At 64.0% G+C, this 22,573-nt stretch carries 23 protein-coding genes; 8 read left to right on the top strand and 15 right to left on the bottom strand.

The features are described 5' to 3' along the window. Nucleotides 1-405 precede the first annotated feature (405 nt). The 7 genes from ACOQPI_RS02365 to ACOQPI_RS02335 all read right to left on the bottom strand — a co-directional run bounded on the left by ACOQPI_RS02365 (nucleotide 406) and on the right by ACOQPI_RS02335 (nucleotide 5,284). Complete coding sequence (locus ACOQPI_RS02365; RefSeq protein ID WP_420618117.1) at nucleotides 406-792, bottom strand: hypothetical protein; 387 nt, start codon at nucleotides 790-792, stop codon at nucleotides 406-408. A gap of 113 nt (nucleotides 793-905) precedes the next feature. Beyond that, complete coding sequence (locus ACOQPI_RS02360) at nucleotides 906-1,295, bottom strand: TadE/TadG family type IV pilus assembly protein (protein ID WP_420618116.1); 390 nt, start codon at nucleotides 1,293-1,295, stop codon at nucleotides 906-908. Between the two features lie 56 nt (nucleotides 1,296-1,351). Further along, complete coding sequence (locus ACOQPI_RS02355) at nucleotides 1,352-1,708, bottom strand: TadE/TadG family type IV pilus assembly protein (protein WP_420618115.1); 357 nt, start codon at nucleotides 1,706-1,708, stop codon at nucleotides 1,352-1,354. A 330-nt stretch (nucleotides 1,709-2,038) separates the two neighbouring features. Continuing rightward, on the bottom strand, nucleotides 2,039-2,917 hold the full coding sequence (locus ACOQPI_RS02350) for a type II secretion system F family protein (protein ID WP_420618114.1): 879 nt from the start codon (nucleotides 2,915-2,917) through the stop codon (nucleotides 2,039-2,041). Next, on the bottom strand, nucleotides 2,914-3,801 hold the full coding sequence (locus tag ACOQPI_RS02345) for a type II secretion system F family protein (RefSeq protein ID WP_420618113.1): 888 nt from the start codon (nucleotides 3,799-3,801) through the stop codon (nucleotides 2,914-2,916). Before ACOQPI_RS02345 ends, ACOQPI_RS02350 begins: the two co-directional genes overlap by 4 nt. Continuing rightward, nucleotides 3,789-5,069, bottom strand: a complete 1,281-nt coding sequence (locus ACOQPI_RS02340) for a CpaF family protein (RefSeq protein WP_420618112.1) — start codon at nucleotides 5,067-5,069, stop codon at nucleotides 3,789-3,791. Before ACOQPI_RS02340 ends, ACOQPI_RS02345 begins: the two co-directional genes overlap by 13 nt. Nucleotides 5,070-5,092: 23 nt before the next feature. Beyond that, nucleotides 5,093-5,284, bottom strand: a complete 192-nt coding sequence (locus ACOQPI_RS02335; RefSeq protein WP_420618111.1) for a hypothetical protein — start codon at nucleotides 5,282-5,284, stop codon at nucleotides 5,093-5,095. A 54-nt stretch (nucleotides 5,285-5,338) separates the two neighbouring features. Here ACOQPI_RS02335 and ACOQPI_RS02330 point away from each other — a divergent pair, with 54 nt between their 5' ends. Then, nucleotides 5,339-5,533 carry a hypothetical protein gene (locus tag ACOQPI_RS02330; protein WP_420618110.1) on the top strand — a complete coding sequence of 65 codons (195 nt, stop codon included), beginning with the start codon at nucleotides 5,339-5,341 and terminating at the stop codon, nucleotides 5,531-5,533. A 302-nt stretch (nucleotides 5,534-5,835) separates the two neighbouring features. Here the strand turns inward: ACOQPI_RS02330 and ACOQPI_RS02325 are convergent, their stop codons facing one another. The 8 genes from ACOQPI_RS02325 to ACOQPI_RS02290 form a co-directional block, all read right to left on the bottom strand. Continuing rightward, nucleotides 5,836-6,630, bottom strand: a complete 795-nt coding sequence (locus ACOQPI_RS02325) for an SAF domain-containing protein (RefSeq protein WP_420618109.1) — start codon at nucleotides 6,628-6,630, stop codon at nucleotides 5,836-5,838. Between the two features lie 100 nt (nucleotides 6,631-6,730). Next, nucleotides 6,731-7,288 carry a hypoxanthine phosphoribosyltransferase gene (gene hpt, locus ACOQPI_RS02320; protein ID WP_420618108.1) on the bottom strand — a complete coding sequence of 186 codons (558 nt, stop codon included), beginning with the start codon at nucleotides 7,286-7,288 and terminating at the stop codon, nucleotides 6,731-6,733. Between the two features lie 20 nt (nucleotides 7,289-7,308). Then, complete coding sequence (gene tilS / locus ACOQPI_RS02315) at nucleotides 7,309-8,181, bottom strand: tRNA lysidine(34) synthetase TilS (protein WP_420618107.1); 873 nt, start codon at nucleotides 8,179-8,181, stop codon at nucleotides 7,309-7,311. Between the two features lie 31 nt (nucleotides 8,182-8,212). Then, nucleotides 8,213-9,295 carry a zinc-dependent metalloprotease gene (locus ACOQPI_RS02310; RefSeq protein WP_420618106.1) on the bottom strand — a complete coding sequence of 361 codons (1,083 nt, stop codon included), beginning with the start codon at nucleotides 9,293-9,295 and terminating at the stop codon, nucleotides 8,213-8,215. 6 nt (nucleotides 9,296-9,301) lie between these two features. After that, entirely contained in the window at nucleotides 9,302-9,478 is a 177-nt protein-coding gene (locus tag ACOQPI_RS02305) for a hypothetical protein (RefSeq protein WP_420618105.1), read from the bottom strand. Nucleotides 9,479-9,536: 58 nt separating this feature from the next. After that, a complete protein-coding gene (locus ACOQPI_RS02300; protein WP_420618104.1) occupies nucleotides 9,537-9,821 on the bottom strand; it encodes a hypothetical protein in 285 nt (94 codons plus the stop codon). A gap of 17 nt (nucleotides 9,822-9,838) precedes the next feature. Then, nucleotides 9,839-10,438 carry a sigma-70 family RNA polymerase sigma factor gene (locus tag ACOQPI_RS02295; RefSeq protein WP_420618103.1) on the bottom strand — a complete coding sequence of 200 codons (600 nt, stop codon included), beginning with the start codon at nucleotides 10,436-10,438 and terminating at the stop codon, nucleotides 9,839-9,841. Then, nucleotides 10,431-11,675 (bottom strand): acyl-CoA dehydrogenase family protein, encoded by a 1,245-nt coding sequence (locus ACOQPI_RS02290; RefSeq protein ID WP_420618102.1) that lies wholly within the window; start codon nucleotides 11,673-11,675, stop codon nucleotides 10,431-10,433. The genes ACOQPI_RS02295 and ACOQPI_RS02290 overlap by 8 nt, the downstream gene beginning before the upstream one ends. Before the next feature lie 47 nt (nucleotides 11,676-11,722). Here ACOQPI_RS02290 and ACOQPI_RS02285 point away from each other — a divergent pair, with 47 nt between their 5' ends. From ACOQPI_RS02285 to ACOQPI_RS02255, 7 genes are all read left to right on the top strand, one after another. Further along, complete coding sequence (locus tag ACOQPI_RS02285; RefSeq protein WP_420618101.1) at nucleotides 11,723-12,508, top strand: class I SAM-dependent methyltransferase; 786 nt, start codon at nucleotides 11,723-11,725, stop codon at nucleotides 12,506-12,508. Nucleotides 12,509-12,526: 18 nt separating this feature from the next. Further along, nucleotides 12,527-13,747 (top strand): cytochrome P450, encoded by a 1,221-nt coding sequence (locus ACOQPI_RS02280; RefSeq protein ID WP_420618100.1) that lies wholly within the window; start codon nucleotides 12,527-12,529, stop codon nucleotides 13,745-13,747. A gap of 122 nt (nucleotides 13,748-13,869) precedes the next feature. Continuing rightward, nucleotides 13,870-14,913 (top strand): extracellular solute-binding protein, encoded by a 1,044-nt coding sequence (locus tag ACOQPI_RS02275; RefSeq protein ID WP_420618099.1) that lies wholly within the window; start codon nucleotides 13,870-13,872, stop codon nucleotides 14,911-14,913. A gap of 113 nt (nucleotides 14,914-15,026) precedes the next feature. After that, nucleotides 15,027-16,280 (top strand): cytochrome P450, encoded by a 1,254-nt coding sequence (locus tag ACOQPI_RS02270; RefSeq protein WP_420618098.1) that lies wholly within the window; start codon nucleotides 15,027-15,029, stop codon nucleotides 16,278-16,280. Nucleotides 16,281-16,324: 44 nt separating this feature from the next. Then, nucleotides 16,325-17,989 carry a flavin-containing monooxygenase gene (locus tag ACOQPI_RS02265; protein WP_420618097.1) on the top strand — a complete coding sequence of 555 codons (1,665 nt, stop codon included), beginning with the start codon at nucleotides 16,325-16,327 and terminating at the stop codon, nucleotides 17,987-17,989. Nucleotides 17,990-18,011: 22 nt separating this feature from the next. Beyond that, complete coding sequence (locus ACOQPI_RS02260; RefSeq protein ID WP_420618096.1) at nucleotides 18,012-20,282, top strand: arylsulfatase; 2,271 nt, start codon at nucleotides 18,012-18,014, stop codon at nucleotides 20,280-20,282. Then, a complete protein-coding gene (locus ACOQPI_RS02255) occupies nucleotides 20,279-22,549 on the top strand; it encodes an arylsulfatase (protein WP_420618095.1) in 2,271 nt (756 codons plus the stop codon). Before ACOQPI_RS02260 ends, ACOQPI_RS02255 begins: the two co-directional genes overlap by 4 nt. Nucleotides 22,550-22,573: the final 24 nt, after the last annotated feature.

Here is a 22,573-nt window from a genome sequence, read left to right as displayed (position 1 = left end):
GGTCCTGGTTGGCGGCTATGGCGGCTCCGGGATTCTGAACTGAGAATGCAACGAACAGAGCCGTTCCCATAAGGCGAGCGGATAAGCGCTGCACAAACGAGGGCACCAGAACAACTCGAGGGGCAACTCGACCATGAAAGTGAGCCCAAACCTCGACTCCTAGTCCGGCCAGCAACTGAAGCCACAAAACCCACACGACGACTGAGATCAACTTCAAGATCAGGGATGCGGGAATGGAACCTGTCCTTATGGCGGTCAATGCGTCTGAACCTGATGGCAATCCTCTGGGCAATGGCCAACCCACTCCGGCGATGAGAAGTATCGGAATCCCTAGCAGAAGGCCGGTCAGCAACGTGGCAGAGCCCAAGCCGCGCACAAGCTCCTGACGGAATTCTCTATTCAGATTCATAGGTCGTCTCCTGTCTGTACGCTTCGGACCGCTCGGGCGGTGGCTGAGCCGGCCACTTGGCGTGAATCAAGGCCGAGCATTGAGAGGATCAGAAGAGGCTGGGTCAACCAGACGGTTGTCGAAACCGTGTCGCCCTGGACCGAAAGCGACCACCTCTTGTGCTGGCCTAGGTATTCAGCGGCGGCGACTTGAGCCAACGTCGGGTCAACGGACACGTTTCCAGGCTCTTGGTAGATCGACTCACTTGAGATTGCCTGGGCACCAGCTCTGGCTGCCTCCAGGGCCAATCCTGAAGCGGTTCGCTTGGCGTTCAGGATCTGGGCGCCGTCGTACGCCAGACCGCCGAGCATGACCAGCGCGACAGCTAAGACAACGAAGAACACGCTGACCTGGCCTCTTTGACGACATCCCGACGTCCCAGCCCAGGTCTGGCTTTGACAACGTCTCCACCGTTGGAAAGAACCAGGCCACCATTGAGAAGTACGCCAGTACACAACTACGAGACTCCGCTTCGATAGCGATCCACCACAGAGGTGAACTCAGCGATAACCGTGCGGCTGCCGGGGATGTTGAGCAGAGTCAGGTCGGACAATCGCACCGCGCAAGAAACCTGGATATGAACCTTGCCGCCTGGTCCAAGATTCATCTCCCGGACACGAACTTGGGGTCCTCTGTGGCAGTCGATATCCAACTGGTTCAGGGTGGACTCTGCCGTTGTGACTGCTGCCATCTGAGCTGCTGATGGCGACTGGGATTGTGTTGCTGCCCGGGCCGCGTTGCGGGCCGCGGTTGTCAACTTGCTTTCGACCACACCGACTCGACCGGCAGCCACGACGAAGAGCAAGAGCATGGCCATTACCGGGGTGAGAACTGTCAGCCCGACCACGCTGCTGCCTCGCTCCTGGCCATTGCCGAGCCGGTTACGCCACCGGCGACAGGGATTCATCTTTGATTCACGGGAATGAAGACTTCGCGCGAACCAGCGGCAGTAGAAGAGATTGTCGGCCTGTATCCAGGGATCAGCGACTTCACCGTGGCCTCTACGGTCACCGAGAGCTGCGAACGGCTGGTATGAGAAGAGATGTGGACGTTCGCCAAAAGGTTTTCGGCATACGTTCCGATGGTGGACTGAGCAGCGGCTCGGGCCACATCCTCGTTCCCCGATGCCCCCTGGCCGGCTTGGGCGCCGTCTTGGGCAGCTGCGTCGACGATGGCTTGGGCGTGGGAGACCAGGGCTGCTTGAACAATCAGAAGAATTATGAGCATGGCAATGGGAATAGCGAGGACTGCGGTTGTCACCTCGCCCCGCTCGCTCTCGGTTCTTTGGTTGGCCTCGCCCTGCTTGATCAGCTGATCTTGCTGGTCTGGTCGGAGATAAAGGTGGTGATGACCACTCCAGCGGCAACGGCTGCGGCTACCAAGACCGCGATGATGATCACTGTCGAGGTCACGTCTCCGCGCTCGCTTTGCCACGCCCGGTGGACTCGTTGTTGGAGTCCTGACAGTGCTGCGGCGACAAATTGACAGAACTTGATGGACAATCTCAATGTCATCTCCGGTGAGGTCTTGATTGGGGCGGTTCAAGCCGCCGATAAGCTGGCACTTTGGAGTCATGTCGTGCTGGAGCATTCACGTGCTCAGAATCGCGACAATTGCCGGGTAGCCGATGAGTCCCAGGAATGCCGAGAACATCAGAACAACCGGGAGCGACATGCGCTCGGTGGTCTGCTGGGCTTCAGTCTCAGCCTCGTTCAGGGCCCGCTCTCGCAAGCCTCGGGCTTTGACATGCAAGGACGATCGCACCCGAGATCCGGAAGTGCCGGCCAACATCAGCCATGCGGCCAGTTCCTCGAGTTCCGTTGAGCCAAGTTCTTGAGCCAGCTTTTTGAGAGCAGTCCATGGTGGCTCGTTGGCCAACTGGGCTTGCCGCAGCGCCCTGTCAATTTCGATAAACCCCCAGGCCGAACCCTGAGCCGCCGATTCGGCCAACGCCCGTTCCATACCCGAGCCTCCTGACAAGTGGAGGCCCATCAAATCCAAGTACGTGCTGATCTGGTCGCGTAGCTCGCGACGCCTAGATCGGGCTCTATCCCGCAGCGACAAGTCTGGGACCAGAAAGAGCAGTCCTCCGGCCAAGATGGATGCCAGTACAACCACCGCAGGAGAGATCCACACTCGAGCCAACCAGGCAACTATCCAAATTCCCACCGGCAACCCCGCGCCCAGCACCAGCATTCCCAACTTGGCCACTGCGAGTTCTTCCAGGCTTTGACCGGCAGCCCTCAGATCGCGGTCGATTCGGCGGCCCCGAAACACCAAGGGGCCGAATGATCGTGCTGCGGCCCGTCCTAGTCGGTCGCGTCGGGTTCTTGATTGGTAGACATCATCGGTTCGCTGGCCAAGCTCGCTCAGACGAGCCTGCAATGGCTCGCGGGGAGGAAACAGCCCCCAACAGGCCATGGCGAGACCGACTCCGATCATGGTGCCCAACACCATTCCGATTGTCATTCTGAGTGTCCCTTGACCACGCTCAGGGTCGGAGGAGTTCGATGAACCTCGAGGGTCCGGGGCGGGGTGTTGAACCGGCTCATCTGTACAAGGGCGAATTCCGATCCGAGGAACAGCCCGCCGATCCCGGCGAGGGCAATCTGCCCCGACAGGGTGTCGAAGGGCGTCAAGTACGACCTGTTGAAGATCACCATGGCAATGGAGAACACCGCGACGACGACGGCAATGAAGCGGGCGGAGGTGAATTGCCGAGCTCGAGACGCCTCAATCCTCAGTCGCATCGACACTTCTTGGCGAGTGTTCTCGGCCAGATCGCCCAACATTTCCTGCAATGACCCCACTTGGTTGGCCGCTGCCAATCCGAGTGTGACCGCAACGGTGTCAGCCACTGCGTGGTTTACCTCATCGGCAAATTTGGCCAGGGCATCACATAGAGGCTCCCGCTCAGCCCGGGCGGCGAGTTGCTTGATCTGGGCCCGCACGACCGCTGGAGCGGCTTCTGCTGTGGCCTTCAATGTCTCGGTAATCCCGGATGCTGCACTGCACGTGTCCCGGACCATCTCCACCCAAGTAGCCAAGGCCGCCATTCGATTGACTTCTTGGTCGCGGATTGCCTTGGCCTTCAAGAGGGTCGGCGACACGAAACCAGCGATGCCTGCGGTCAGGCCGGCAACGAGCCATCCGGTCAGCGCAAATGCCGCTAAGGAACCGGCAAGGGCAATGGCCGAGCGGAACACGATTGACGTGGGCACCCATTGGAACTCTCCAAAGAGCCTCCAGCCAAGTGCCTTTGGTGGGGCAAGGAAGCCGCGCCAGCCCAGTGCGGTGACGAAAATTCCGCAGCCCAGTGCTGCTCCAATCAGCGCTCCGATCAGAGAGGACATTGCTGGTCCTCTGGTGCCGATTCCCGCCCTGGGGGGGAACAGTCGAAGCCGATATCGGCCAAACGCTGTTGCGTGGTCGGGCGTAAAGGGGAACCTGGTCGGGCCGGGCACGACCCGTTGGATGCAAACACCTCCGCGCTGTTGACTTCTCCCAGTGAGGTGCCGGTGACCTCCCGCACCGATCCCACTTGACGTTGGCCGTTCTTTCCCCTGCTGATATGGACAACGAAGTCGATGCTCTCCGCGATCATGCGGTTGGTGGCCTCTACCGGGATGCGTTCCGTGGACCGCAAGGCGTAGGTGGCAATCTTGCTAAACGCTGCCCGAGAAGAGTTGGCGTGGATGGTGCACATTGAGCCGTCGTTTCCAGTGGACAGCGCCGAAAGCATGTCCACCACCTCGGGCCCTCGCACCTCGCCGACAATCAGCCGGTCGGGAGACATGGCCAGCGCGTTGCGCACCAACTGCTGCATGGTGATCTCACCGGTTCCCTCGATGTTGGCTGTTCGGGTTTCCAGCTCGATCACGTCGCGATGCCGGTCTGGGTCTGCGGCCAGGCACAACTCCAGTCGGTCTTCAATGGTGATCAGCCGCTCATTGGGGTCGCAGGCGTTGAGAAGTGCGCGCAGGAGTGTCGTCTTTCCCGCGTTGGTCCCACCGCACACGATGATGCTCATCCGAGCTCTCACTGCTGCGTACAAGAAATCTCGGAGCGTCTTGTCCACTGTTCCCAGTTCGCACAAGTCGGCCAAGGTGACCTGCTCGTGGCGGTGGCGTCGAATTGACACCGCGGGGCGTTCTGAGACCGCCATCACCGCATTCAAACGGGACCCGTCGGGCAGCCGTAGGTCCAGAAACGGGTTGGCGATGTCGAACCGCCGTTCATTGCGTCCGAGCCGAGCAGCCGCCTTGCGTATCAGCGCAATTAATTCGTCGTCCGACTCGGCGATGGCCTCGGCTCGACGTTTGACGCCACCGGCATATTGAACCCAAACCGTGTCGCATCCGTTCACACTTATGTTTTCGACCGACTCATCGGCCAACAACCGTTCGATAGGCCCAAGGCCGAACAACGTGGCCAGCACTTCGTCGGCAATGCGCGACTCGTCGGCTTCGCAAATCGGGGTGAGAAACGCCCTCGCCCGATCGGCGGCGATCATGTCAAGGGCTTCATGTATGAAGTGTCCGGCCAGAGCCTTTTGTTCATGCCGGTCGCCGAGTCGGTCTGTCTCCGTCTGGTCGAGTCTTTGGGTGACCACGGCAAGCACGCGTTCAACGTGGGGACAGGCCACTACGCCGCCTCGCGACCGGCTGGCGCAGCCTGCACGCGGAACTGGATTCGATGGACGAGCTCGGTCAGGGTGCGCCACATCAGCAGCCGGCGATGGCGCTGATGGGGAGGCAACCCTCTTCCCAGAGCTTGGGCGATTCTTCGTTCGTAGGCCATCACGCCGAGGAGGTCGAGTTGACAGGCCTTTGCCATCTCTGTTGGCGAATAGGGGCGGTCGCCAACGCATACCAGTGTGGTGGGAATGTCGTGGGAGATGGTCCTGCGGGCCTGGTGGACGAGGGGCACGAGCTGATCGAAGCAAGGTCGAGTCACAAGCACCAGCAGATCGCAGTGTTCAATGAGTTCGGCAGCGGGGGAGTGAGGCCGTATTCGGCCAACGTCAACGACCGCGTCGATGTCGTCAAGGCGGCCAAAGCCATCTGTCAATCGCTTCGCCAGTGAAGCGAGAACCAACGTTGTGGTTTCTCCACACCCTGGAGCAACGAGGGTGGGCAATTGGCCAGCCAGCAACTGGCAGCTGGCTTGAAGCCGAGCCATGGTCAGCTCATGTCGGGCTGTTCCCGATAACTCCACTAAAGACGGTACGGAGGCCAGTCCAAAACGCGCCGCCAAGACCCCGCCATCTCCGTCCGCTTCAACCAAAACCGCTCGTCGCCCGGTGGTCCACTCCCATGACAGTCCGAGTCCAACCGACAAGCTGGTGGCACCGGGACTGGCCTTTGCACTGCCCACTGCGATGATGCTCATGGACCTGTCCCAGCCACTACCTGGTGAGACCTCGCCAGCCCGCCAGCCACTTGAGAGGCTTCTTGGGAGTCGTCTCGTCGCTCTCCTTGAGAGGCTTCTTGGGAGTCGTCTCGTTGCTCTCCCCGAGAGGCTTCTTGGGACTTGTTGGGCAAGAGGATTAGGCGCAGCTCGTTGGACGCAGCTGCCTTGCTGATGACCACTGCGTCGTCAGCGGAGGCCAGTAACGAGAGAAAAAGCGCTTGTCGGCCTGATTCCCGGATTTCACTCACTTCGGCGACCGTGGCTTGGATGGCCGCATCCAGAGTGTCCGGCGATGCAGTCCGTTTCACGCGGTCAATTCGATCCACGGCATTTGGCTGGTCGGAATGGCTCGTTATCACTACCCCAACTGGTTGCCCTGGGCTGAGGTGGGCAATCGGATATTCGCCTGGCTGGAGCACAGCGCCGACGACGGCTGCTCCTCGGTCAATCAGCGAGTTCGTTGACAACATGCCCGGATGGAAAATTGCCCCCTCGGGAATAGAGGTTCGGACGGTCCGGCCCACCACGAACTCCAAATCGGCCATCGGCACAAATCCCGCTCCTTGGCCGCTGGCGACTTCCACGGCTCGGAGGTCTTCGATCTCAACAGTCGAGCCGGAGGAGATGTCACGGGCAGCCACCGCCACCTCAGTGCGGCTGCTTAGTGACGATGCCCACAGGGCGAAGATGATCGCCGCAGTGAGGGTAACGGTCAGCCCGAGGGCCACCCAGGGGAGCTGTCGTCGGCGATCCTCGCTTGCCATCCGCATGGGTTGTGTCCGGAAGGTCGGGGAGGGAGCCGTCTAGTCGCTCCGATGGGGCCAATTTGCCACACCTTCCCGGTTGAAGCAAGGTGTATTTCAGATATTTCTATGAATTGCTGTTTGGCTGGTATTGGCAGATGTGGGGGAGTTGGCGGTAGCGCTCGCCGACGTCGAGGCCGTAGCCCACCACGAAGTCGGGCGGGATCTCGAAGCCCACGTAGCGCAGGTCGAGGTCTTCGTACTGGCGGCCTTTGCGCACGAGCAGGGCGCACACTTCCAGGCTGGCCGGGTTGCGGGCGGCCAGGTTCTTGCGGAGGTAGTTGAGGGTCAGGCCGCTGTCGATGATGTCTTCCACCAGGATCACGTCGCGCCCGGCCAAGTCGAGGTCCAGGTCTTTGACAATCCGAACCACGCCGCTGGTGCGGGTGGAGCTGCCGTACGAAGAAACCGCCATGAAATCGAACTCCACAGGGAGGTCGATGGCTCGGGCCAGATCGGCCATGAACATGAAGGCGCCCTTGAGCACCCCCACTAGCAGCGGCGCCCGGCCCTGGTAGTCGGCGGTGATGCGAGAACCGAGGTCGGCGATGCAGGTTGTCAGCTCGTCGTTGGAGATCAGGATCGGGCCGGGGTCGCCGTTGCCGGTGGTCGCCTCGGTGGACACGAGGGCCAACCTAGTGGTGCTTATCTTTGGAGGCCGAGCCGTTGGGAAGATCGGGTAACCCGCCAGCCTCCACCAATTTCGGTGGATCGAATCTCGTTTCGGACCACGGCCATGACCCGTTCGATGGCGGCGGCATCGGGGGGATGCTCGGCGCTGATTTCGCGCTGGATCCACCGTCGCAGCGCCATCTGGGCCAGGGGCTCGGGGGCCTCGGCCATCGCCTTGGCGTCGGTGGGGTCGATGGCCTCGGCCAGCTCATCGAGCAGGTCGCGGATGCCGCCCATCAAGCCCGCGCCCCGGGCGATGATCGGAACCACGTCGCGATCGGCGATGTCGCAAAGCAGCGGCAGCAGCTCGTGGCGGACTCGGTTGCGGCGGTGGGCGGGGTCGAGGTTGGACGGGTCTTGCACCGGCTCCAATCCAAGGGAGTCGCACAGCGCTTGGGTCTCATGGCGGCGCAAGGCCAGCAGCGGGCGCCGGGCTGGGTCGATGCCGGCCAAACCGTCCAGGCCTGCTCCCCGCATGAGGTTCAACAGCACCGTCTCGGCCTGGTCGTCGGCGGTGTGGCCGGTGAGCACCCCTTTGGGAAGCACTTGATAGCGGGCTTCTCGGGCTCGGGCTTCCAGATTGGGGCCGGGCTCGCATTGGGCGGAGCGGGCCTCAAAGGCCGCTCCCCAGCGGTTTGCCGCCTGAGCCACCACCTCGGCCTCGCCCGCTGAGCCGGGCCGCAGGCCGTGGTCCACATGCCAGGCGGTCACCGAACAACCTGCCTCGGAGGCCAGCACCAAAAGCGCCAGCGAATCGGGTCCGCCCGACACCGCGCAGTCCACCGCGGTGCCCGCGGAGGGGCCAGCAGAGGGAAACGTGCAGCGGGCCAGCAGTTCGGGAATCATCAGGCTGGCTGCGCTGAAGTGGTCGACGGGCTCAGCTGGCCAGTGCGGGGGTGCCGTTGAGGCGGTCGATCCATTGCTGTGGGTTGCGGATCTCGGTCATGGTGGGGAGGCGCTCGGAACACTCCCACGCCCGGTTCAAGAGCTCGGGCCCGCCTCTGGCTTCCACCGTCTCAATGAACGCCTCACCGGCGGCGTACTGGTTCAGCTTGGCCTCGATGCCGATGATGCGCTGCACCAGCTTGGACACTCCCTTGGCCGAGTTGCGGCGTTGGCGCAGCACCCGGGCGAACCGGGTGGCGTCGGGGATGCGGTCGGCTCCGGCCCGGTCCATGGTCACGTCGCCGTGGCCTTCCAGAAGGCTCATCATGCCGCCGATGCGATCCAGCACCACCTTCTGCTCGGGGGTGGCCAGAAGGGCGGGGAGGCCTCCGTCGGCCATCAGATCCTCGCCCCGTCGACGGGCGTCCATCGCCTGTTTGGCCACTTGTTTGAAGTGCTCCAGGTCGGGCTCGGCGGCATCGAGGGCCTCCTGCACCAACCCCAGGAAGTAAGGCCGCAGCCACTCGATGCCGGTGAACTGGGCCCGATGCGTGGTCTCGTGCAGGGCCAGCCACAGGCGGAACTGGCGAGGGTCGAATCCGTGCTTGTGCTCGAGCGCCATCACGTTGGGGCCCACGTAATAGACCATGTCCTGGTCTTCGGGCCGGTCGTCCTCGATGATGAGCAGGTCGTACTGGCCCAGCACCCGGGTAGACATCCAGCCCAGCACCGCCCCCATCTCGGTGCCGCTCACCCGCTGGGCCACCGGGGCGAACCACGAGGCCGACACCCGTTCGGCCATCTTGTCGGTCACCGGGCGCAGCAGGCGCTGGAAGGAGGCCACGTTGGCGTCAATCCATCCGGCTCGGGTGGTCACGCGGGCCCGGGCCGCGCCGCACATCGACTTCAGCCCGGTTTCGGCCGCCACCATCTCCTCGGCTTGGGCGGTGAACTCGGCGAGTTCGGGGGCGAGGCTGCGGTAGTGGTAGGAGTCGAGGAACGGCTCGTGGCCGCCGACCTTCTTGGCTACTCGCTCAGCCAGCCGCCAGTCGACGGGATCGGCTGCTGCAACCACCGGGGATTACTCGGATTCGCCGGCGCTCTGAGCTCTGGTTTCCCGCTGGTGCCGGCTGTTGTAGCGGGGGGCCACCACCTTGGTGAAGTAGCCGACGATGGTGGCGATTACCAAGGGAACTGTCCCGATAACCAGCAGCAAAGCGATCCACCAGTGCCACACCACGGCGGCGATCAAATCCATGCGCTCACCCTAGTGGTCTGCTTGCGGAGACTCCACGCCGGGCAGTTGGGCCGCACGCTCAAAAATCTTGGATATCCAGGTCGTCGAGCACCACGCGCTGGAGGGTCTCGGTGATGCGGATTTGCAGGGAGGCGGGGGCCGACTCCCGGCAGGCCTGGCCCATGGCCAGCTTGAAGCGCACCTCCACGTCGAGGATCTGAGCGCAGGGGAGGCAGTTGGCCAGCTCCAGGCGAACTTGGCTGATGCTCTCCAGCGTGGGCTGGCCGTCCAAGGCCTGGGCGATGAGCTGGCGCGAGAAATCGCACTGGTTGGGTATCCCCAAGCAATGCTGTTCGCTGCCCATCGCGGTGCCTCCGAAAATCAGATGCCAGCCGGCGCCGGCGCCCGGTCGGGGTCGGGTGGATCCACCCAGCCCCTGGTTTGTCCGAACTCTAACAACCGCTTCTGGAGCGTTTTTCTTCCCCGATGCAGCCTGCTCATGACCGTGCCCATGGGCACGTCCAGGATTTCGGCGATCTCCTTGTAGGCGAAACCCTCCACGTCGGCCAAAAGCACCGCAATCCGATACTCCTCGGGCAGCGACTCCAGGGCGTCCACGATCTCCGACTCGGTGATGGTCTCCATCAGCACTTCCTCGGCGCTGGCCCCCAGCTTGGCCTTGGTGTCGCCGCCCAGCCGCTGGTGCAGGTACAGGTCCTCCACCCCGGCCAGGTCTACCGACTTCGGCTTGCGCTGCTTGCTCCGGTAGGAGTTGATGAACGCATTGGTGAGGATGCGGAACAGCCAGGCCCGCAGGTTGGTGCCCTCCTGGAAGTTGCCGAAGCCCCGGTAGGCCCGCAGATAGGTCTCTTGCACCAGGTCTTCGGCGTCGGCCGTGTTGCGGGTCATTCGCCGGGCCGCCGAGTAGAGCTGGTCCATGTACTCCATGGCCTGATCGGCGAATGTGGCTTGGTCAGCCATTGCCGCCCACTTGCTCCCGCCACGGAACGTGCTTGTCCACCCGCGGCTCGGAGGGCAGGCCGAGCACCCGCTCGGCCATGTTGTTGCGGTGGACCTCGTCGGTGCCCCCGCCGATTGATCCCCAAAACCGGTTCAGCGCCTCGTTGGCCCACACTCCGGTATCGGCGTGGTCGCCGGCCACCCCGTAGCCCCCCAGGATCCCCACGCCCAGGTTGCCCCGGTCGCGACGGCTCTCCGACCAGTACACCTTCAGGGTCGAGCCGTCGAAGCTGGGTTGGCGGCCCCGGCGCACATCTTCTTGCAACCGCCGGCCCATCCAATCCAACAGCTTCTCTTTGGTATAGGCCTGGGCCAGTTCCTGGCGAACCATCGGGTCTTGGGCCGTGCCCCACCGCCGGGCCAGGGCGATCAGGTTGGCCGCGCTGTCGGCCCGGTCCATGCCGCCGCCGATCATGGTGGACTCGTTGGCCAGCACCAGCCGGGCCACCGCCCAGCCGCTGTTCACTTCGCCGACCACGTTCTCGGCCGGGATCCGCACGTCGCTCAAGAACACCTCGTTGAAGTGGGACGACCCGTTGATGGTGCGGATGGGGCGGGGGTCCACGCCGGGGGTGGTCATGTCCACCAGGAAGAAGGTGATCCCCTTGTGCTTGGGGGCGTCGGGGTCGGTGCGGGCCAGCAGGATTCCCCAGTCGCACAGGTGGGCCGACGAGTTCCACACCTTCTGGCCGTTCACTAAGAACTCGTCGCCGTCGCGTTCGGCTCTCGTTGCCAGGTTGGCCAGATCCGATCCGGCGCCGGGCTCGCTGAACAGCTGGCACCACACCACGTCGCCCCGCAGCATGGGCTTGAGGTGGCGGGCCTTCTGCTCATCGGTGCCGAAGTGGCCGATGGCCGGGCCGGCCAGGGCGATACCGGCGGCGAGAAAGCCGCTGGTGACATCGAATTGAGCGGCCTCCTGCTGGAAGATCTGCCGTTGCCACCGCTCCCCGCCCTGGCCGCCGTGGTCCACGGGCCAGTCGATGGCCGCCCACCCGCTGTCGTACAGCTCCCGCTGCCACGCTCGACAGCGGTCCATGTGGGCCTTCTCCGCGGCGACATCAGGATGGGTGGTCCGGGTGGACCAGCCATCGCCGTCCTCCTTCAGAGGGGCTCTAGCCGCCAGCCAGGCTCGCGCTTCAGCCCTGAAGGCAGCTTGGTCGGGAGTGTCCTCAGTGTGCTCGGCTTGGTTGCCCACACTGCGACGATACGGTATGGCGCCAAGGGAATCAGAGGAGTAGCCGGGTGGCCGACGAGAGTTACGGAGCCTACGAGGGCTATGAGGACAGCGAGCGCGTACGCCTCAATCAACTGGCCGAAGCCCGCGACCCCCGCACCCGCCGCGTCCTCGACCGCATCGGGCTGAGCTACGGCTGGAGGTGTTGGGAAGTGGGCGCCGGTGCGGGTTCGGTGTCAGCTTGGCTGGGCCGAAAGGTCGGGCCAGAGGGAGCGGTGTGGTCCACCGACTTGGATCTCCAGTTCCACCGGCCGGTGCTTCCAAACGTGGTGGTGGAGCAGCACGACGTGGCCAGAGACCCCGCGCCCCGGGCAACCTTTGATCTCGTCCACACTCGCGCGGTGCTCCAGCATGTGCCAGAACGAGATCAAGTGATTGAAACACTGTGGGCGGCGGTGGCGCCGGGTGGCTGGTTGGTGGTGGAGGACGGCGCCTTTCAGGCGTTCAGCGAACAGCCCCTGCCCGAGCCCTACGCCACCGTCCACCGCGCCATGGCCACCGGGGCCACCGCTGAGTGGCGCGATCCCAACTTCGGAGTGCGCCTGCCGGGGCGGTTTCGCGATCTGGGAGCCGAAGACATCGACATCACCGGAGAGGTCTGGGCCATGCGCTCTGGAGAGCCGGGCGGGGAGTGGTGGTTCCTCGCCATGGAGCGGGCCATTCCCCGCATTGTGCAGGCTGGCTTGGTAACCGCTGAAGAAGGCCAGACAGCCCTGGCTCAGGTTCGGGCTCCCGGATTTGTCATGATGAGTTCTCTGTCGATCGCGGTATGGGGCCGAAAGCCCGCCAAATAAGGAACTCAGGAGGCTGAGATGGAGAATCTGGAACTTTGGAATCCCTCGACATTCAAGAACGGTTTCCCCCACGACTACTTCCGCCACAAGCGCGACAACGATCCGGTGTTCTGGAGCGAGCACCCTCACTGGGACGGCTTCTGGAACGTCACCCGCCACGCCGATGTGCAGCGGGTGTCGCGCGACTCCGATTGCTTCAAGAGCCAGCCCAACCCCTTTTTGGCCGGCGACCAGCCGCCCTCGATTGACGACGGTGCCAACTCGCAGATGCTCATCAGCCTCGACCCGCCCGATCACACCAAGATGCGCAAGCTGGTCAATCGGGGATTCACGCCCCGCCGGGTGCGCGATTTGGAGGAGAGGATCCAGTCGCAGGTAACCCGGTTGATCGACCAGGTGGCCGACAAGAGCGGCTGTGAGATGGTCAGCGAGATTGCGGTGGAGCTGCCCTTGCAGGTGATTGCCGACTTGGTGGGCGTGCCCGAAGAAGACCGCCACCAGATCTTCCACTGGACCGAGATCACGTTCGGCTTCGACGAGAAGTACACCACCGAGGAGATGATGGAAGCCGGGGCGCAGATGTTCGCCTACGCCGACCAGATGTGCGAGATCCGCAAGAAAGAGCCCCACGACGACCTCATCAGCGTGCTGATGGAAGCCGAGATCGAAGGGGAGTCGCTCGACCAGATGCAGATCGACGTGTTCTTCATGCTCCTCCAAAACGCCGGCTCCGAGACCACCCGCAACCTCATCACCACCGGCACGCTGGAGCTCATCCGCAACCCACACCAGATGCAGATACTCAAGGACGACCCGTCGCTTATCCCCAACGCCGTGGAGGAGCTTTTGCGCTACACCACGCCGGTGATGCAGTTCGTGCGCCGGCCCACCCACGACACCGTGGTGGGGGGTCAGGAGATCAAGGCCGGCGATCCGGTGGTGATCTGGTACTCCTCGGCCAACCGGGACGAGCGGGCCTTCGAGAACCCCGACACGCTGGACGTGACCCGCGACGCCAGCCAGCACGTGGCCTTCGGCGCCGGCGGACCCCACTTCTGTCTGGGGGCGTCAATGGCCCGACTGGAGGCCAAGATGATGTTCGAGGCCATCATCGGCCGCTTCGAGGGCCTGGAGCTAGGGGTGGAAGATCCCCGGACCCTGCGCCGCCTGCACTCCAGCCTGGTCGACGGCTACGTTGAGATGCCGCTGCGGTGGGACGGTGTCAAACCTGCCGCCTAGATGGGCTTTTGTCATCTATACGTCAATTGTTAGGCTAACTTGACGAACTGGCGCAGTCACTTTAGAGTTCTGCGCCCATGAACAAGAAATCCCGTATTGTGCTGACTTGCGTTCTGCTTGCAATGGCCCTCCTAGCTGCCGCTTGCGGTGGCGACGGCGGTACCAAGCTCGAAGGCGTTGCCGCCACCGTCTACGACGGCAAGTGCGCCGATGAAGATGGCTCGTCGGTCACCGTGTATTCCGGCCGCAGTGAGAACTTGATCAAGCCGGTGCTGGATGCCTTCGCCTGTGAAAGCGGCACATCAGTCCGGGTTCGCTGGGGCTCGTCCACCGACTTGGCCCTTCTGATCGACACGGAGGGCGACCGAACCGACGCTGATGTGTTCATTTCCCGGTCGCCAGGCCCAGTGGGATTCCTGGAATCAAAGGGTCTGCTCACCTCAATGGACAGCAGCGTGCTGGAACTGGTGCGCGAAGACCATCGTGGAGCCAACGGCACCTGGATCGGATTCTCCGGGCGCAAGCGGGTGCTGGTTCACAACGTCGAAATCGTGCCCCCCTCCCAGCTGCCGACCTCGGTATTCGACCTCACCGATCCTGACTGGAGGGGTCGAGTGGCCATACCAGCCACCAACGGATCGTTTGTGGACTGGTTCACGGTGTTCCGCGACCAGTACGGCAACGATGTGGCCACCCAGTGGCTGAGCGACATGGTGGACAACGACGCCCGCTACTACCCCAACAACGTGGCCATCGTGGAGGCCGCCGCCCGAGGCGAGATCGACGTGGGCCTGGTGAACCACTACTACAACTACCGATTGGCGGCTGATGCCGAAGCGGCCGGCCAGGAGTATTTGGCAGCCAACTACGACCTCTCCGACGAGGACATCGGCTCGCTGCTCATCATCACCGCCGCCACCATGACCACCAATGTGTCCGACCGGGAAGCAGCCCAGGATCTGATTGCCTACCTGCTTTCCCCATCGGTGCAGCAGTACTTCACCCGCAACACCTACGAATACCCGCTGGCCGGAGGCGTCGAGCCCAACCCCGTCCTGCCCCCGCTCACCGCCCTGTCCATCGGCTCCGTCGATTTCGACGCCCTCGGCGGCGGTTTCGAAACCACCGAAGACATCATCCAAAGCAGCGGAATCCTCAGCCAGTAACCCGCCACCACGCCGGAGGTTGGTAGCGATATACCCGCCGCACACCGGTCACTGGTAACGGCATTCTCGCTGCGCTGTGGATCAAGCATCCCCCACGATCTAACGTCTAATACGTGGACGTCGACCCCCTAGATCTCATCTCCCCCAAGCGCTACGGCGAGAACGGCCAGCCTCACGAGCTATTGGCCTGGATGCGCCAGAACTCCCCGGTGCACTGGTGCGAACCCGACGGCTACCAGAACTTCTGGGCCGTCACCCGCCACGCCGACATCATTGAAGTCTCGATGCAACCGGAGTTGTTCAGCAACGAGGCCGACAGCATCACGATCCGCACCGATCAGCAGGTCGCCGATTTGGAGGAGCACGGCAGCATCATCGGCGACATGCGGACAATCATCAGCATGGACCCGCCCGACCATCGGCTTTACCGCAAGGTGGCCAGCGGCTTCTTCACCCCTCGGGGCATCAGCCATCTCGACCAGATCGTGAACGACAGCGCCAAGGCTCTGCTCGACAGTTTGGGCGACGAGGGCGAGTGCGACTTTGTGGACATCATCGCCCAGCGCCACCCGCTGCGGGTGCTGGCCACCATTCTCGGCATCGACCGCGAAGACGAGGAGCGTCTGTTGGTGCTGACCCAGCAGCTTCTGTCGGGCGATGATCCCGACTACCGGCGTGAGGCCGAATCCCGTTACCAGGCCAGCGCAGAAGTGGGCATGGAGTTTTACGCCATGTTCGACCGCATCATCAAAGATCGTCGGGCCCACCCCCAAGAGGATCTGGCCACCATGCTGGCCAATGCCCATCTGCCCACCGGCGAGGCCCTGCCCGAGATCGAGACCTTCGGCTACTACCTCATTGTGTTCACCGCCGGCCACGACACCACCCGCAATGGTCTGTCGGGCGCGCTGGAAGCGTTCTTGGCCAATCCCGACCAGCTTCAGCGGCTGCGGGAGAACCCGGAGATGGCCAAAGACGCCGTGGAAGAGGTGGTGCGGTGGTCCACCCCGGTGAACTACATGAAGCGCACTGCCATGGCCGATGCCACCGTGGCCGGTCAGCCGGTGAAAGAGGGCGACTTCGTGGTGTTCTTCTACGCCTCGGGGAATCGGGATGAGACGGTGTTCGACCGTCCCCACGACTTCGACATCGGCCGCCACCCCAACCGTCACCTGGGGTTCGGCTGGGCCGAGCACTATTGCCTGGGAGCGCATCTGGCTCGAGCCAGCACCCAGGCCCTCATCAAGCAATTGGCTGAGCGGGTGATCGAGATCGAGCCTGCCGGGCCCATCGTCCGCACCGAGTCCAACCTCATTGTCGGGGCGAAGCAGCTGCCGGTTCGCTACAAGCTCCGTCCCGCAGCCTGAGCCCCAACCCTGAGTCCCAGCCCAAACCCACAACTGAAATCACCATGAGCACCAACGAACAAAGCCCTGTCCACTACGACGCCGTGGTAATCGGCGCCGGATTCGCGGGCATGTACATGCTCTACAAGCTCCGCCAGCTTGGGCTGACGGCCCGGGTGTACGAGCGTGGCGATGACGTAGGCGGCACTTGGTACTGGAACCGCTATCCCGGCGCCCGCTGCGACGTGGAGAGCCTGGAGTACTGCTACAGCTTCGACCCTGAACTGGAGCAGGAGTGGGAATGGACCGAGCGCTACCCCGGCCAGCCTGAGATTCTCCGCTATGCCCAGCACGTGGCCGAGCGGTACGACCTGTACCCGGACATCCAGTTCAACACCATGGTCACCAAGGCCGCGTTCGACGACGACACCGGCCAATGGCACGTCAGCAGCGCGCCCGCCGTCAACCACATCGACCACAACCACGCTCCCAACGACGATGACACCGATCACGTCACCGCTCAGTACCTCATCACCGCGGTGGGCTGTCTTTCGTCGTCAAATGTTCCCGACATCGCCGGGGTAGACACATTCCGGGGCGAGGTGTGCCACACCGGCCGCTACCCCAAAGAGGGCATCGACTTCGCCGGCAAGCGGGTCGGGATCATCGGCACCGGTTCGTCGGGCATCCAGGCCATTCCGGTGATCGCTGAGACCGCGGAGCACCTCACCGTGTTCCAGCGCACCCCCCAGTACGCCATCCCGGCGCGCAATCATCCCCTCGACCCGGCGGAGCAAGCAGAGGTCAAGGCCGACTACCACCGGCTCCGGGAGCAGAACAAGACCCAGCAGGGCGCGCTCGGCGCCCGTTTCGACTGGAACGAGGGCTCGGTGCTCGATGTCGAGGTTGAGGAGGCGTTCAAGGAGTTCGAAGCCCGCTGGGAGATCGGCGGCTTCGCCTTTCTCGGCGCCTACTCCGACATCGCCCGCACTCCGGAGGCCAACCACGTGGCGGCCGACTTCGTCAAGCAGAAGATCCGCGAGACGGTCAAAGACCCCGAGGTGGCCGATCGGCTCATCCCCACCACCTACATCGGCTGCAAGCGGCTGGTGCTCGACACCGATTACTTCAAGACATTCAACCGCGACAACGTCACCCTGGTGGACATCAGCGAGAACGTCATCGACGAGATCACCCCCGACGGCGTGCGGCTCACCGACGGCACCCGCTACGACCTCGACGTGATCGTGTTCGCCACCGGCTACGACGCCATGACCGGCTCGCTGCTCCGTATCAACATCCAAGGCCGGGGCGGGCTTCCTTTGGCCGAGCAGTGGTACGCCGGGCCCCGCACCTACCTGGGCTTGGGGGTGCCCGACTTCCCCAACATGTTCACCATCACCGGCCCGGGCAGCCCCTCGGTGTTGGCCAACATGATTGTGTGCATCGAGCAGCATGTGGACTGGATCGGCGACTGCATCGATTACATGCGGGCCAACGGCCACCGCCACATCGAAGCCACCGAGGAGGCCACCGAGGCCTGGGTGGACCACGTGAACCTGGTGGCCAGCTACACGCTCTACCCCACCTGCAACTCTTGGTACTTGGGAGCCAACATCCCCGGCAAGACCCGGGTGTTCATGCCCCTGCCCGGCTTCCCCGACTATGCCGAGAAGTGCGAGCAAGTGGCCGCCGCCGACTATGAGGGGTTTGCGCTCATCCCGTCTTAGCCAACGCCTATCTTCTGACCCCATGACGGAGCACCGCATCGGGCTCACCCTGGCGGAATGCACATCGCCGCCGGTGGCCCGACCTTACGATTCCGATGCCCCCAATGTGCTGGTGGTCGTGCTGGACGACCTCGGCTTCGCCCAGCTGGGGTGCTACGGGTCCGACATCGACACTCCCAACCTCGACCGGTTGGCGGCTCGGGGTCTGCGGTTCACCAACTTCCACACCACCGCGATTTGCTCTCCCACTCGAGCGTGCCTGCTCACCGGGCGCAATCACCACCGGGTGGGAGTGGGGATGCTTACCGACCTGCCCATCAACTTCCCCGGCTACAACGGCCGGATCCCCGATTCGGCCGGGACGTTGGCCCAATACCTGGGTGCCGAGGGCTGGGCCACCTACGCGGTGGGGAAGTGGCATCTCACTCCCCGCGACCAGCGAGCGGCCGGGCCGTATCACACCTGGCCCACCGGGGTGGGCTTCGACCACTACTACGGCTTCCTCAACGGGCAGACCAATCAGTGGACGCCCCAGCTCATCCGGGACCAGACCTATATCGAGCCCCCGGCCGGTCCTGAGGACGGATACCACGTTGATGCCGATCTGGCCGATCAGGCCATCGACTACGTGCGGGAGTTGCGATTGGCCGACCCCGATCGCCCGTTCTTGATGTGGTACGCCACCGGCACCCCCCACGCCCCCCACCACGCGCCGCCGGAGTGGATCGATGGCTACGCCGGGCGGTTCGACCGGGGCTGGGATGTGTGGAGAGAAGAAGTGCTGGCCCGCCAGAAGAAGATGGGGGTCATCGCACCCGATGTGGATTTGTCAGAGCGGCCCGAATGGGTCGAGGCCTGGGCTGACGTGGATCCCGAACGCCAGCGGCTGTATGCCCGCATGATGGAGGTGTACGCCGGGTTCTTGAGCCACTTCGACCACCACATCGGCCGATTGCTCCACTACTTGGAGTCGACTGGCGAGGCCCACAACACCGTGGTGGCGTTGATCTCCGACAATGGCGGCTCAGCCGAAGGGGGACCCCACGGCACCTGGAACCAGCTCCGCCACGTGATCAGCGACGAAGAAGACAACCTAGAGCTGGAGATGTCCCACTACGACGACCTCGGTGGGTTCCGCTCCTGTGGGCACTACCCGTGGGGGTGGGCGCTGGCCGGCAACACCCCTTTCCGGCGGTGGAAGAAATACACCTTCGAAGGCGGCGTGCGCGACCCCTTGATCTTGACTTGGCCAGCCGGGATCGCGGCGCGAGGCGAGTTGCGTCATCAGTACTCCCACGTGACCGACGTGATGCCCACGATTTTGGATCTGGCCGGCGTGCAGCCTCCGGCCGAATTCGGCGGGGTGGCGCAGATGTCGTTCGACGGCGTCAGCATGCGCCCGATCGTGCTGGACGATGATCCCGACGCCGCCCGCACCAGCCAGTACTACGAGTGCTGGGGCAGCCGGGCCATGTATCACGAGGGGTGGAAAGCGGTCACCAACCACGTCAACCAGCTCACCTCCGCCGACCGAGACTCCATCGTCGGCAGCCTCGATTTCGCTGAAGACGAGTGGGCGCTGTTCGACACCGTGGCCGATCCCATCGAGTCTTACAACCTGGCCGACACCCACCCCGAGAAGCTGGCCGAGATGATCGAGCTGTGGGACGCCGAGGCCGACCGCAACGGCGTGCTGCCCCTCGACGACACCGCGGTCAACCGCATCGCCCACATGTATGCCCCCTGGATGTCGCTGCGGCCCCGCTACGAATTGGTGCCGGGCGACAAAGTGCATGAAGCGGCCGGCCCGTTGCAGTTCGGCGGCTACCGCGCCGTGGCCGCTTTCCCCGATGGCCTGCCCGAGAGCACTGAGGGCATCATCTGCGAGCAGGGCGACTGGATCTCAGGCTGGGCGCTTTTCTTGGCCGACGGCGAGCTCCGCTGGGTGGCAGTGGTTAGCGGTGTGGAATACCGAGCAACCGCGCCCGTTCCAACCGGAGCGCGCTTTCTGGGGGCGGTGGTAGACCCGACCGACGACGGCCTGTTCACGGTGACGCTCACCGCCGACGACGCCGAGATCGGCCGAGGTTCCCAACCGGTGCCGCTGCCCACCAACTGGGCCCCTGACGGCGCTTTCCTCAACGTGGGCTACGGCCGGCCCTTCCCGGTGTGCGACGACTATGAGCCGCCGTTCGAGGCGCCCGAGGCCCTAGCCTCGCTGGTCATCGAGACCGGCCCTCTGCCCCCGTTCGACTTCGATGCCGAGATGGCCCACGCCATGCGCCACCAATGACGGAACACCGCATCGGGCTCACCCTGGCCGAATCCACGTCACCGCCGGTGCCGCGGCCTTACGACCCCGATGCCCCCAATGTGCTGGTGATCGTGCTGGACGATCTCGGCTTCGCCCAGCTGGGGTGCTATGGCTCCGACATCAACACCCCCAACCTCGACCGCTTGGCGGCCCGGGGCCTGCGGTTCACCAACTTCCACACCACTGCGATTTGCTCTCCCACCCGGGCGTGCCTGCTCACCGGGCGCAATCACCACCGGGTAGGCATGGGGTTGGTTCCAGACTTGCCCATCAACTTCCCCGGCTACACCGGCCGGATCCCCGACTCGGCCGGGACCTTGGCCCAGTACCTGGGCGCCGAGGGCTGGGCCACCTTCATGGTGGGGAAGTGGCACCTGACTCCCCGCGACCAGCTGGCCGCCGGTCCGTATGACAAATGGCCCACTGGTATGGGCTTCGACCACTACTACGGGTTCATCAACGCGGAGACCAACCAGTGGACCCCTCAGCTCGTCCGCGACCAGACCTACATCGAACCTCCGGCCACCCCCGAGGAGGGGTACCACCTCGACGCCGATCTGGCCGACCAGGCCATCGACTACCTGCGCAACCTGCGGCTGGCCGACCCCAATCGGCCGTTCATGATGTGGTACGCCACCGGCACCCCCCACGCCCCCCATCAGGCGCCCCCGGAGTGGATCGACCGCTACGCCGGGCAGTTCGACCGGGGCTGGGACGTGGTGAGAGAAGAAGTGCTGGCCCGCCAGAAGGAGATGGGGGTCATCGCCGGTGGCGTCTCGTTGTCGGAGCGGTCCGAATGGGTCGAGCCCTGGGATGGTATCGACCCCGACCGGCAACGGCTGTATGCCCGCATGATGGAGGTGTACGCCGGGTTCGTGAGCCACGCCGACCACCACATCGGCCGATTGCTCGACTACTTGGAATCCACCGGCGAAGCCGACAACACCGTTATCGCCTTTATCTCTGACAACGGCTCTTCGCCAGAGGGCGGGCCCAACGGCACCTGGAACCAGCCCCGCCACTACATCAGCGACGAAGCAGACGATCTGGAGTTGGAGCTGGCCCATTACGACGACTTGGGCGGGTTCCGCTCCGCAGGGCACTACCCCTGGGGATGGGCGCTGGCTGGCAACACGCCCTTCCGACGGTGGAAGCGGTACACCTTCGAGGGCGGTGTGCGCGACCCGTTGATCTTGTCCTGGCTGGCCGGAATCGCGGCGCGGGGCGAGCTGCGCCATCAGTACAGCCACGTGACCGACGTGATGCCCACCATTTTGGACCTGGCCGGGGTGCAGCCCCCTTCGGTGTTCGGCGGAGTGGAGCAGATGTCGTTCGACGGCGTCAGCATGCGCCGAATCGTGGACACGGATGATCCCGAGGCCGCTCGTACCAGCCAGTACTACGAGTGCTGGGGCAGCCGGGCCATGTACCACGAGGGGTGGAAGGCGGTCACCAACCACGTCAGCCAGTTCACCGCGGCCGACCGGGACAACATCATCGGCAGCCACGACTTCGCCGATGACCAGTGGGCGCTGTTCGACACCGTGGCCGATCCCATCGAGTCGAACAACCTGGCCGACACCCACCCCGAGAAGCTGGCCGAGATGATCGAGCTGTGGGACGCCGAGGCCGACCGCAACGGGGTGCTGCCCCTCGACGACACCCAGGTCAACCGCATCGCCCACATGTATGCCCCCTGGATGTCGATGAGGTCCCGCTATGAGCTGGTCCCGGGCGACAAAGTGCATGAGACCGTCGGGCCGTTGCAGTTCGGCGGCTACCGCGCCGTGGCCGCCTTCCCCGACGGCTTGCCCAAGAACGCTGAAGGCATCATCTGCGAGCAGGGAGACTGGATCTCAGGGTGGGCGCTTTTCTTGGCCAATGGCGAGCTCCACTGGGTAGCGGTGATACACGGCCGGGAATACCGGGCTGCCGCCGCCATCCCGACCGGGGCACGCTTTCTGGGAGTGGAATTGTCCCCCACCGACGGTGGCCTGTTCACGGTGACGCTCACCGCCGATGATGCCGAGATCGGTCGGGGCGCCGAACCGTTGCCCCTGCCCACCAACTGGGCCCCCGACAGCGCCTTCCTCACCGTGGGCTATGGCCGCCCCTTCCCGGTGTGCGACGACTACCAGCCGCCGTTTGAGGCACCCGAGGCCCTGGCCTCGTTGGTCATCGAGACCGGGCAGGTGCCCCCTTTCGACTTCGACGCCGAATTGGCCCACGCCATGCGCCACCAATAGCCGTGTCGCCATCGCCTATCTTCT

It is taken from the genome of Candidatus Poriferisocius sp., from assembly GCF_965219815.1.
Taxonomy (GTDB): Bacteria; Actinomycetota; Acidimicrobiia; order Acidimicrobiales; family Bin134; genus Poriferisocius.
The sequence above is the reverse complement of the archived record's forward strand: the minus strand, read 5'-3'. Positions and strand labels throughout refer to the sequence as shown.

Excerpts from the sequence above, each read along its gene's own strand:
- ACOQPI_RS02350 (WP_420618114.1), bottom strand. The coding sequence starts at position 2,917 with ATGACAATCGGAATGGTGTTGGGCACCATGATCGGAGTCGGTCTCGCC.
- ACOQPI_RS02345 (WP_420618113.1), bottom strand. The coding sequence starts at position 3,801 with ATGTCCTCTCTGATCGGAGCGCTGATTGGAGCAGCACTGGGCTGCGGA.
- ACOQPI_RS02335 (WP_420618111.1), bottom strand. The coding sequence starts at position 5,284 with ATGGCAAAGGCCTGTCAACTCGACCTCCTCGGCGTGATGGCCTACGAA.
- ACOQPI_RS02325 (WP_420618109.1), bottom strand. The coding sequence starts at position 6,630 with ATGCGGATGGCAAGCGAGGATCGCCGACGACAGCTCCCCTGGGTGGCC.
- tilS (WP_420618107.1), bottom strand. The coding sequence starts at position 8,181 with ATGATTCCCGAACTGCTGGCCCGCTGCACGTTTCCCTCTGCTGGCCCC.
- ACOQPI_RS02305 (WP_420618105.1), bottom strand. The coding sequence starts at position 9,478 with ATGGATTTGATCGCCGCCGTGGTGTGGCACTGGTGGATCGCTTTGCTG.
- ACOQPI_RS02300 (WP_420618104.1), bottom strand. The coding sequence starts at position 9,821 with ATGGGCAGCGAACAGCATTGCTTGGGGATACCCAACCAGTGCGATTTC.
- ACOQPI_RS02295 (WP_420618103.1), bottom strand. The coding sequence starts at position 10,438 with ATGGCTGACCAAGCCACATTCGCCGATCAGGCCATGGAGTACATGGAC.
- ACOQPI_RS02280 (WP_420618100.1), top strand. The coding sequence starts at position 12,527 with ATGGAGAATCTGGAACTTTGGAATCCCTCGACATTCAAGAACGGTTTC.
- ACOQPI_RS02275 (WP_420618099.1), top strand. The coding sequence starts at position 13,870 with ATGGCCCTCCTAGCTGCCGCTTGCGGTGGCGACGGCGGTACCAAGCTC.
- ACOQPI_RS02265 (WP_420618097.1), top strand. The coding sequence starts at position 16,325 with ATGAGCACCAACGAACAAAGCCCTGTCCACTACGACGCCGTGGTAATC.
- ACOQPI_RS02260 (WP_420618096.1), top strand. The coding sequence starts at position 18,012 with ATGACGGAGCACCGCATCGGGCTCACCCTGGCGGAATGCACATCGCCG.
- ACOQPI_RS02255 (WP_420618095.1), top strand. The coding sequence starts at position 20,279 with ATGACGGAACACCGCATCGGGCTCACCCTGGCCGAATCCACGTCACCG.